This window comes from Algoriphagus sp. SE2, assembly GCF_039563885.1.
Lineage (GTDB): Bacteria > Bacteroidota > Bacteroidia > Cytophagales > Cyclobacteriaceae > Algoriphagus.
In genome coordinates this window covers 1-9,755 of sequence record NZ_JBCLWJ010000035.1, presented here as the reverse complement: position 1 = coordinate 9,755, position 9,755 = coordinate 1, and the positions used below count along the sequence as shown (strand labels likewise).

The 9,755-nt window shown below is 34.1% G+C and carries 8 protein-coding genes; all 8 read right to left on the bottom strand.

Translation table 11 applies throughout. The annotated features are described in order from the left end of the window. Window positions 1-149: 149 nt before the first annotated feature. Window positions 150-1,142, bottom strand: a complete 993-nt coding sequence (locus AAGF08_RS20165) for a hypothetical protein (protein ID WP_343513246.1) — start codon at window positions 1,140-1,142, stop codon at window positions 150-152. A gap of 42 nt (window positions 1,143-1,184) precedes the next feature. Then, window positions 1,185-2,348, bottom strand: coding sequence for an alpha/beta hydrolase-fold protein (locus AAGF08_RS20160; protein WP_343513244.1), 1,164 nt, complete (start codon window positions 2,346-2,348; stop codon window positions 1,185-1,187). Window positions 2,349-2,376: 28 nt separating this feature from the next. Continuing rightward, the gene (locus tag AAGF08_RS20155; protein WP_343513242.1) at window positions 2,377-4,020 is read right to left on the bottom strand and encodes an alpha/beta hydrolase-fold protein; all 1,644 of its coding nucleotides are present in this window, start codon (window positions 4,018-4,020) and stop codon (window positions 2,377-2,379) included. 86 nt (window positions 4,021-4,106) lie between these two features. Next, window positions 4,107-5,162 carry a helix-turn-helix transcriptional regulator gene (locus AAGF08_RS20150; protein WP_343513241.1) on the bottom strand — a complete coding sequence of 352 codons (1,056 nt, stop codon included), beginning with the start codon at window positions 5,160-5,162 and terminating at the stop codon, window positions 4,107-4,109. Between the two features lie 188 nt (window positions 5,163-5,350). Continuing rightward, window positions 5,351-6,631 carry an amidohydrolase family protein gene (locus AAGF08_RS20145; protein WP_343513240.1) on the bottom strand — a complete coding sequence of 427 codons (1,281 nt, stop codon included), beginning with the start codon at window positions 6,629-6,631 and terminating at the stop codon, window positions 5,351-5,353. A 247-nt stretch (window positions 6,632-6,878) separates the two neighbouring features. Continuing rightward, entirely contained in the window at window positions 6,879-7,841 is a 963-nt protein-coding gene (locus AAGF08_RS20140; RefSeq protein ID WP_343513239.1) for a prolyl oligopeptidase family serine peptidase, read from the bottom strand. Between the two features lie 202 nt (window positions 7,842-8,043). Beyond that, window positions 8,044-8,925 (bottom strand): amidohydrolase family protein, encoded by an 882-nt coding sequence (locus AAGF08_RS20135; RefSeq protein ID WP_343513238.1) that lies wholly within the window; start codon window positions 8,923-8,925, stop codon window positions 8,044-8,046. Window positions 8,926-9,003: 78 nt separating this feature from the next. After that, the coding region (locus tag AAGF08_RS20130) for a DUF6090 family protein (RefSeq protein WP_343513237.1) at window positions 9,004-9,755 on the bottom strand (752 nt) is incomplete at its 5' end.

Sequence of the window (9,755 nt, the reverse complement as noted above, 5' to 3'; positions counted from 1 at the left end):
CTCATGTGCTCTAATTTTTTCAGTAAAGTTGAATCTATTCCATTTTGAGCTGAAAGTTTTGAAGTAAAGGAGTTGGAAAAAATTATAAATACAAGAAGAGTTTTTTTCATGATTAAGTTTTTGAATTAAGTTTTTGAAACAACCAATTTCTACTCTATTACTTTGTAGCGTAAGTTTGGCGCATCCAGAATCAATGTTTTATCAAGGAATAATTTATTGCCCGTCATTCCTCCCAAATCGCGCCCAATATTGGCTGCTTTCAAAATGAATGCTTGAATTTTATTAGGCCATTCGAAGTAAGATACATAGTTCAGGGGGACTTGAGTTTTTCCAAATTCGAACATGCCTTCACTTTCAATATTGTGTATGGGTACAGGTTTGCCCCAGGAGTATCCTGTATAGGTTTCTCGTTTTGCACCTGGTTTTGCCATTGCATTAAACACCTTTTCTTCAACAATAAATTCGAATGCACTAGAGCCTGAGTCGTACCACAATTCTACAGGTTTTTTATTCAGTTTAGCTTTTAAAAATATTTTGCGTCCATCGAAGGAAAAGGGTTGGTAATCCTCTTCATTTTTCACATCGGGGTCAAGAGCTGAGGTTAGTTTAATTTTCTGATTTTTGAAGTCAATGGTTATAGGATTCTTTTCAATAAAATCATTTCCTACAGTACCTATTTTTATGACTTGAGTAGTATCTGCCCAATTTATAGGGTTTCCAATGGCTCCTATTCCTAAAGAGCTGGCTTTCACATCTACGTTCCCGATTTTTAGAGCGAGGTCTTGAACTCTATATTTACCATCAACAGTATCTATCTTAAAAATATTGCCATATTTTTCATTAATAGAGACTATATTTTTGTAAAGTAATACGGTATTAGTTGCACCAACATCAAACTGCATCACCATTTTGTGGTCTACTCCAGGAATACGAACTGGCACAAACATAAACGCATGTGGTTCAATTTTATCACCAACCGTAGAACTGCCCCATGAAAAATCAAAACTTTGACCTAAGTTGGAAACGGTAAGCTCATTTGGTGGAGCTGATAAAAATTTGTTTTTAAAGTAGAAAAAACTTACCGTCCCCCCTATAATTACAACTAATAATAGAGCTAATAGTATTCTTTTTAATAATTTCATTTTGTAATGTATACTGCTTATTATTTCAACCTTTAATAAACTTTAAAATGGTTTGTTCTCCACGATTTCAAAAGTATAAGTACTTCCTTTTTTAGGTCTAACCATCATTGGGTAAGTACTTCTGCCTTTATCTCCAGTAGATATCCAGCTAAGTTCTTTCCCATCTGTAGAAAATTGTACCTCTACATGGTTTTGAACAGTTGTAGTGTATTCTCTTACAAATGGCGAGATTCGGTTCATTTTTATTTTGTCTTTTTGCCAATTGCCTAGACTTTCTTGATTTCCAAAAATGTACACATCGTCTTCTTCATTAAACACTTTTACTCTAAAAGTTACCTCATTAGTTTCCTCAGAAAGTTCTTTACGCCACTCGGGTTGAATAGTATCTAAGAAGTTGTTCATTGAAGTACGTAAGGCTGGAATAAAACTGCTCATGTGGTTTTCCTCTGGATGCTCTTCAATGGTTACCTCGAATTTTTCAGAATCTAATTTATCCCTTAAATGGGTATACGCTTCGTTGTTTGATGCTCCCCAACCCCAAGCAGCTTCATCTGCATGACTCATGTAGAAATACTTTTTTGAGCTTAATGTGCTGGTATCGAAAGATTTTAAGCGATTCAAAATAAAATTATTATCATATTCCATATTTGGTGAAATAACTACATAGTTGTCAAAAATATCTGGAGATTCAGTCATGGCATAGAGTAAAAAGGATGCTCCTAATGAGTGTCCTACAGCCATTCTTTGTGGCAAAACTCTATAGTTCGATTCTACAAAAGGAATCACTTCATTTTTAACATATTTATAGAAGTTTTCCATATTTCCTTTTCTTCCTGCAAGTCTTTGGGTAGTTGATGGAAGAAAATCGTTATTTCTAGCATAAACCCAAGTGTTAATCCCTTCAAATTCTCCCATAATCAAGGTGGCTTTTATACCAACAACTATGGTACCTTGACCAGCATTTTTAGAAATGTTGGCAATAGAACTGGCATAATCAAAAAATTCTCGGTTCTGTGCGTCAAACACATAAATTACATTAAACAGTGTATAAGGATTATGCTCATAAGCATTAGGTGTATACACCATAATTTCTCTAGTTTGGTTCAATTCTTTAGACGCTATTTTAATCTCCTCAACTTTAGACTGGGCAAAAGTATTGGCAGCAAAAAGTATAGTTAATATTGTGATATATATTTTAGTTTTCATGTCTTGTTGTTTTAATCTTTATTAGTGTTTAAATTAATTCCTCTAGCTTTTTTAAATCATCTTGATTAAAAAATCTATTCTTATTAAAATTAGCTTTACAATACGCTAAGGCTTGTTTACCTTTATTTACAGATAATTTGTTTTGTAGTGATACTTTAGCAATGTGATAGGTTAATCCTAAATAATATTCTTCAGATAAGGCTGCTCTTCCTCGTTCTAAAAATGAAATACATTCTTTAATATTTCCTTCGTGGATGTATGAATTTATTGGTCTTTCTATATTAGCATAAAAGACTAGTTGCAAAAAATCAATGTCTTCAATATCGTCTATGGCCTTATTAAAAGAAGATATCGTTTCTGGATAAAAACCCATATTGTAATAGCCATTTCCTATGTTCACTTGATCTAAACCTCTACCAAACCACAAACCATTATTTTCGATAAATCCGATTAGATATTCCCATTCCTTTTTACTTTTTCTACTTATAATATCATTATAGTATGCTTCTATCATCTCAAAAGTAAATCCTTCATTTATTCCATAGTTGGTCTTAATATTGGTTATATAGTTTTTATCTAAATCAATGATTGTAGGATAATTATCGATATTGGCATAATCTTGATAAATAAACTTTAATCCATCTAATAAGCCTTCTGTAACAATAGTTTGATGATTTGCCTTAAAATCATTGTTTGCAAATAATATCTTAGTATTGGTGTTCTTTTGATATATACTATCAATTGCACCTCCAGCCTTATATCTAGATGGCGGATCCTGAAGACCGTTAGCAATAAAATAATAGATGTTCTTTCCTTGATAGTTTTTAAAGAAATCCGCTAATCTGTCTTTATTCTCATCATTTTCTTTAAGATAGGTTGATAAACATATAAATCCACGAAATGGATTATCCTCTCTTAACATCATGATGTGATTGTATTCAGCACCATTTGAATGGCCAACCATTGCGTTAAATCCTGAAGTGCTATACTTAGAATCGATGTAGGGTATTAATTCTTGGGTCAAAAACTCTGCAAAGAATTGCCCTGTTTTTGAAGCGTAAAAATCATCATTTCTTTGCTGCTGATAAACCCCTACCACGATAGATTCAGGGATCACCGTATATTGTTTTCTTGAAAGAGCATGAACATAACTCTTAACCACATCAAAGTTGTCGCTTTGTGCGTCTGTTACATAAACAACTGGGTATTTTTTTGATGGGTTATAGTTTTGTGGTAATGAAATTTTAAGCATACGCTTTGTCTCCATCAGCTTAGAGTCTACGTATTGAATATCATAATCTAGATCTAATGCCCTAGTGTCTAAATTATCTGACCACGTTTTAACTGTAAAATTTGAGCTGCTCTCTGCCGACTGTATTTCAAGATTAGGATTATTTGGAAACTCTATGATTCCTTCACTATTCCAAGACCCTTTAGTAAATTTAAATTCTGCTGGAAATGTTAGAGAAACTTCTATTTCTCTCTCAAAATCTGAGGTTCTTTTTAGTTTAACTCTATCTGGAGTCCAATTACCTAGTGATTCTTGATTTCCTGTAATGTAAACCTCATCTGTTTTGTTAGGTACAATTACCTTAATGGTCTGTGTGGTTTGACTATAAATTGCTATTGAAATAAAAAATGCAATTTTAAAAAGGATGGTTTTTTTGTTCATTGTTCTTTTGGTTTTTCAACTATTGTTTCGAACAAAAGTATCTGAGAAACCAAAGGAAACTAAGAAAATACAAGGTGAAATGAGGGCTAATCCCTAGGGTGATTTTTATATTTTTCAACAAATTCCCCTCTATTACTCACTTCTAATTTCGCATAAAGATTGCGAATATGAGTTTTTACAGTATTTAAAGAAACAAATAATTCAGCAGCAATTTCTTTATTAGTTTTGTTTTCAAGCATTAATTCAGCAACCGTTTCTTCTTGGCTGGTTAAACTGAAATCGGTAACTGTATACTTTTTGCTACTTATTTGCTTTATTCTTAAAATGGAAAAAACAAGTCCGGCTATTAAAAGAACACATAGAGCACCTAAACCGTAAGTTAGTTTTTTATAGTAGGTAAGTTCTTGTTGAGTTTCTTCCTTATTAAGGTCTACTAAAAAATCCTCAAACTGAATTGCATAAAAGGAATTTTCAAAATAACTGTTTAAATTTTCCTGAAGTTGAGAATAGAACTTAGGATCCTCTTTTAAATCTTGTTTTATAGCGCTTGGGGGTAAAGTACCAATCAAAATTAAAGAAATTAAAGGGTGTGCCTTTTTTTGAAATATATAGGATTTCAATTCAACAAGCATTTGTGAAGCATATTGGCTAACCATTTCATTATTTTGAAAATCAGCAAATTCGTTTCTTAATTTTAAAGCGTACTGATTATATTCTTTCAGTTGGTTATCAATAGGATTAGTATTCGTTTCGCTAGAGAACCAATACTTTTTATTTTTTTCAAATACAATCGTGTCGTTATTGGAGAAAATAAAATTGTGAAAATTCTTTAAGTCTTCCGTGTCATACTTTTCTATTCCCTCTATCCCTTCATTAATATTAGCGTATATCCGATATAAGGCATGCTTCTCAGAAAGTAAATTCCCTTCAAAAGAAAAATACCCCAAACTATCTGTAAGGGTAGAACTTAAGATTTGTTTTTCATTAATTCCATATAGATTATTAAATTCAAGTAAACTCAGATATACTCTTTTGCCCTTGTCTGGTGTGTCTAAATACCCAGAAATAGAATATTGGCCAATGGCTTTTTGACTTAAAAAAAGCAATAATATAAAAAAGAAGGCTCTATTAAATTTACTCATTAAGTGTTTTACTTTTGTGCAAAATAAAAAAAGGTTTCAATTATTACACAACGTTGAGTATAAGAATGGTAGCCGATTCCGTTCCAATCCCCATTCAAGATAAACGACAGTTAAAACGGGTTGCAATCTTTGAATTTAATACTGTCTCGGCTATTATTTTTATACAGGGTTATGTGCTGATTTAATCTTCAGTCATTCTTATAAATTGTCCCACCTTTCATAACAAATGTTACGTTTTCTAGCGTTTTAATATCTTCTAGTGGATTTGTTTCTACTGCGATTATATCTGCTAATAATCCTTCTTTTATTTCTCCTCTATCACTAATTTTTAACATTTCTGCACTATTTATGGTAGCCGCTCTTATTGCATCAATGGATTTCATTCCTCTTTTCATCATTGCGGAAAGTTCAAGTGCATTTTTCCCATGCGGTACTAGCGGGGCATCTGTACCCAGTGCAATTTTGACACCCGCCTTTATTGCCTTTTCAAGACTCTCAATTGCCAAGGGTAAATTGTTTTTTGATTTTTCAACAACGATCGGATTCATCTTATCATAGCTTAAAGGTATTATGTCCAATAAAGCATTTGTTGGTACTAAATAGGCTCCTTTTTGGATAAGTAGTTTGATTGCTTCATCAGAAAGAAGGGATCCATGTTCTATTGAGGTGACCCCAGCTTGGAGCGATGCGACAATACCATCAGAACCATGTGCATGCGCCGCCACCGTTATATTGTGCCTGTTCGCTTCTTCCACTACTGCGGTTATTTCTTCTTTTGTCATTTGTTGAGCCCCTGATGGTCCCTCCAAAGAAGACATACCTGCTGTGGCCATTATCTTAATTGCCTTTGCTCCATGTTTGATTTGATAGCGCGCGGCTTTTACAAATTCATCTGTTCCGTCAGCTATACCATATTCAGGCCCTAAATCCATCACAGTTTCAGCAAAACCACCCTGCATTGAAAGGTCGGCATGTCCTCCAGTAATCCCAAGGGCATGTCCTGTAGGAATAATACGAGGAGCATTGATCCAGCCATTGTCAGAGGCCTCTGCTAAAGCAACATCAATTAGTTCAATAGAGGGGTGCAACTGACCAATATTTCTAACCGTAGTAAAACCTGCCATTAAAGTTGCCTCAGCATTCTTTGCAGCTCTTAAAGCACTTTTACTTGCGTTATCTGTCACGAACAGAGTGAAATAGTTAGGAATGAAATCGTTATTTAAATGAACGTGCATATCCATCAAACCTGGCAAAAGAATTTGGCTACCCAAATCTATTACTTTTATATTTTCAGGAATAGATTTTGGATTAATTGATTTAATCAATCCATTTTCAATAAGAAGGTTTGCTGGTTGTATCAATTTTCCAGACTTCACATCCAAGTAAGCAGAAGCTTTAATTAATTTGGTCTGTGCATGTATTGATGTAATTGTAAAGATGAGGATTAAGAATAAGAAGTATTGTTTCATATAAGTATCATTTTTTGTATTGGCACACATGGATTTAATAAACACCAGTTTTAATGACGTTTATTTATTGTTGTGCTTTCGTTTTTCAATTCCTTATCTTTTTATTTATTAGGCCAGTATAATATACCCTCGTCATCGAGTTAATTTATAACCCAGTTCCGGAGTTTCTTGACGAGTGCCGGATTAAAAGTCCTACGCCAGACTGCCGTCTCTTACAAGCAGAGCACATTTCATATGAGTGCTTATATCATCCTCCGTGAAATTCCATATTTGGTAATTTTTCTTTTCTGATCAGGAAGCGATTGAACCATTCGAGGACTTCTATTTGTCGTTCTTCACGGTATTCCCTAACGCCATGATCCCCTCCTTCGAATAGAATCAGCCGGTATGGGACCCTATATTTGCTGAGTTCCAGGGCCAGTAGCAGAGAGTTTTCGGCTCTTACCCGCCAATCTGATGTCCCATGCAAGATAAGTATCGGGACATCTTTGGGAAACCGGTCCGCCCATTTGACGGCAGACCTTCGGTTCAGTGCCGCCGTACGGCTGATTTTATAATCGGGCATTAAATCCGCATACACATTCAATTCCATTTCCGGCCGGTTCTGACTATTCAAAAACAGATCAGAAAGCGCACCACCCACTACCACAGCCTTGATCTTATCGGTCCTGACCAAAGTCATATAAGACATCATTCCCCCTCGGCTCCAGCCGAACATTCCTACAGCCAAAGTGTCGATTTCGGGAAAGCTGTGGAGAATATCGATTAGATTGACGACGTGGTCCACGTCCTCTCCTCCAAATTCATCTTTCACTTTGCCGTTGCTTTCGTCTTTATAATTACAGGCTACAACTACATACCCGCTTTCTACCAACTCGCCAAATTTCCGTGGCACTTGTTCTGCTGTGAAAGGGAAGGATTTCGCATTGCCCCCATCATTCCATAATATCGTCGGATTGTTGGTTAGATTTTCCGGAACGGCCATATACCCGTTAACTTTTTTGGCATTGCTCAAATATGTGAAATGATAGTATTTGATTCCTTTCCCTCTGGCATAGTCCGATTCTGCCGAATTCAATTCGCTTTCGGAAAACTCCCATCTTTCCAACAGTTTGTTTTCATTAGTCTGACCGTAAGTCAAATTTATTAGGAAAGTGAAAAATACAACAAATGATGTGATATGGGAAACTTGTTTTATTCTTTGGTTCATAATAATTAACATTGGTTAGCGGTTGGTCCCGATAGCTATCGGGATGAAGCACAACGGTTTGTGTAAGGGTAGTTGCGTGTACTAGCAACTAACTTACTAAAAATGGAACGAACCAGAGGAAAATCCGCATGATGTTTCAAGTAGGCTAGAACCAAGCAATTATTTTTACAAGGTGTTGGCAGTTGTCTTTTTTTATTTAAAATTAGTTTTCGATACCCAAAAACTTCTTTGCATTTTTATAGAATATCATTTCTTTTTCGTCTTTTGTTAAAAAATCCAAGTCGTTTAGAAAGTCAATTGAATTTGTAATTGCATCTGGCCATACCATTTGGTCAGAACCAAACATTACTCTATCAAGAAATCCATATTCTTTTGCAGATTTCAAAAACTTCACAGCAAAGTCTTTAGTCATAGGATGTAACCACATTTCCACTCCTAAATCTGCGTGAAGGTTAGGATATCCATCCATCATTCTCAAAGTATTTTCATAGAAGTTTTCACCAGCGTGCATTAGGTATAATTTCAATTTGGGGAATTTTACCAAAACATCTTCTATCAAAAAAGGGTCACCAAGGCTAATTCTATAATTAGGCCATCCTAATTGTTGAGCATTTGGAAAACTTCCACCAGAGTGGTAACCAACTGGAATTTCATATTTCTCACAAATGGCTAAATATGGTTGATAAATCGAATCGGCAAGTGTCTTTCCTTTATAAACAGCCATTACTTCTCCAAAGACTTTGATTTTCCCAGATTTTATATGTTCCTCAAATTTTCCAATAGGTATTAGTTCTCCCTCGCTATCTTGATATCCTGGAATAAACCTTTTGTCAGCTTTAGTATATCTTTCCAAACTTTCAATTGAACCACAAACCACAGCGTATTCAATATTATGTTCGTTCATTTTTTGAATAGTTTGTTCAAGTGTTTCATTGGCTGTTTTACTAGATTCAAGACCATTTCTTGCCGTACCAACCCAAAAGTCTATTTCTGTATAGCTATGCATGTGCATATCTATTATTTGTCCAAAAGAGATTTTATTTCCAATGGTAAGTAATGTTAAAATCAATATTATTATTTTCATTTAAATCTCTTTATTTCTCGGTTGTCGTAATGTTTTTAAGTTACCGTCAACGGTTTCATATATATTGTTGTGTTTTCGTTATTTATATGATTTTTTTGTTTTTAAATAATATTCAATTTCAGTAATTCCTTTTTTTACAAGCTCGATGGTATTTTCAAAATCTCTTAATAGAAGTCTCTTGTTAAAAATTGATTCCGAAATTAACGATTCAAATTTAGGGTCATTCATTATATATTCATAGTTATTCGGTATCGCTTTGAATGATCTTCTTAATTCCTCCATACTTACATCAGGTGCAGCGTTTGAAGTGATCTTAAAGTGTTCTTGATAGTAATTAGTTCTAGCTGATATTCTTGTTGTATTATATCTGGACACTATTCGTTTATAACCAGCCTCGTAAATATCCGTTATGAGAATCTTCAAGGAATCGGATTTGATCAGCTCTAAATTGCCATTTTTAAAAGTTTCATATGTTGAAGTTTTAGGAAAAAAAGAAGAGACTTGAAAACTTAAATAGAAGTCTATGTACATCGAATCAGAAATGGGTTGTTTATTTCTTATGGAATTTTGAACTTTTAATGCTGAATTATGATAACTATTATTGGAACGGTAATCTGAATTCAATTCTTTAAGTGAAAATTCTAATTCAGTTTTTAGACTTATAAGATTTGCAACTTCTTTTAGATTATCTTTTCTTTTTTCATTCCAATTGTTGATCTGAAGCGCAATTAAAATTCCAATAATAACCAGAACTATTTCACCTGTGGCATAAATAAGGTATTTACTTAATTCGTTTTTCTTGAGGAGATTTTGTCTGATTTTTCTAAAGA